This window comes from Delftia sp. ASV31, from assembly GCF_016428765.1.
Classification (GTDB): domain Bacteria; phylum Pseudomonadota; class Gammaproteobacteria; order Burkholderiales; family Burkholderiaceae_C; genus Comamonas; species Comamonas acidovorans.
The window spans coordinates 1-1,441 of sequence record NZ_JAELTK010000190.1 but is presented as its reverse complement, the minus strand read 5'-3'; the positions used below and the strand labels follow the sequence as shown (position 1 = coordinate 1,441).

The 1,441-nt window shown below is 65.6% G+C and carries 1 pseudogene; it reads left to right on the top strand.

Annotated elements, in window-relative coordinates:
- Positions 1–1,441 (top strand): annotated as a pseudogene (locus JHD82_RS28940) (hypothetical protein); the annotation flags it as partial.

Sequence of the window (1,441 nt, the reverse complement as noted above, 5' to 3'; positions counted from 1 at the left end):
TGCGCATCGACGCCTTCCACGCCGGTGACGCCTGGTACGCCAGCGTTGACGGTCACCAAGGCCAACCCAGGCAGCCTGGCTGTGGGCACGCCGTTCAACTACGCCTTCACGGTAGCGAATGCGGCCAGTGCCTTCGGTCCCGCCAACAGCGTGACCATCAAGGACCTGGTGCCTGCAGGCATCAGCATCACGGGTGTGCCGACCGGCGCGAACGTGGCCAGTGCGACCTGCACGCCCAATACCTTCCCGTTTGCGGGCAATGGCAGCTCCGTGCTGACGTGCACGGTGAACTTCACCACACCGGTGGCGGCTGGCAGCAGCACCAGCTTCAACCTGCCAGCTGTGCCGACGGCTGTGGGTTCGAGCACGAACACGGCTTCCTACGATCCGTCCGGCGGCATCAGCCCCGTCAATCCGACGGCGGGTTGCACGACGGATTGCGCATCGACGCCTTCCACGCCGGTGACCCCTGGCACGCCTGCGTTGACGGTCACCAAGGCCAACCCCGGTAGCCTGGCTGTGGGAACTGCGTTCAACTACGCGTTCTCCGTGTCCAACGCCGCCGGTGCCTTCGGTCCCGCCAACAGCGTGACCATCAAGGACCTGGTGCCGGCAGGCATCAGCATCACGGGCGTGCCGACCGGTGCGAACGTGTCCAGTGCGACTTGCACGCCCAACACCTTCCCGTTTGCGGGTAATGGCAGCTCCGTGCTGACGTGTACGGTGAACTTCACCACGCCGGTGGCGGCTGGCAGCAACAGCAGCTTCAACCTGCCAGCTGTTCCGACGGCTGTGGGTTCGAGCACGAACACGGCTTCCTACGATCCGTCGGGCGGCATCAGCCCCGTCAATCCGACGGCGGGTTGCACGACGGATTGCGCATCGACGCCTTCCACGCCGGTCACGCCTGGTACGCCAGCGCTGACAGTCACCAAGGCCAACCCCGGTAGCCTGGCTGTGGGGACACCCTTCAACTACGCGTTCTCCGTGTCCAACGCTGCCGGTGCCTTCGGTCCCGCCACCAGCGTGACCATCAAGGACCTGGTGCCTGCGGGCATCAGCATCACGGGTGTGCCGACCGGCGCAAACGTGGCCAGTGCGACCTGCACGCCCAATACCTTCCCCTTCGTGGGCAATGGCACGGCGATCCTGTCTTGCACGGTGAACTTCACTGCGGCAGTGGCGGCCGGTGGCAACACCAGCTTCAATCTGCCAGCGGTGCCGACGGCTGTGGGGTCGAGCACGAACACGGCTTCCTACGATCCATCGGGCGGCATCAGCCCGGTCAATCCGACGGCCGGTTGCACGACGAACTGCGCATCGACGCCTTCCACGCCGGTGACGCCTGGTACGCCAGCGTTGACGGTCACCAAGGCCAACCCAGGCAGCCTGGCTGTGGGCACGCCGTTCAACTACGCCTTCACGGTAGCGAATGCGGCCA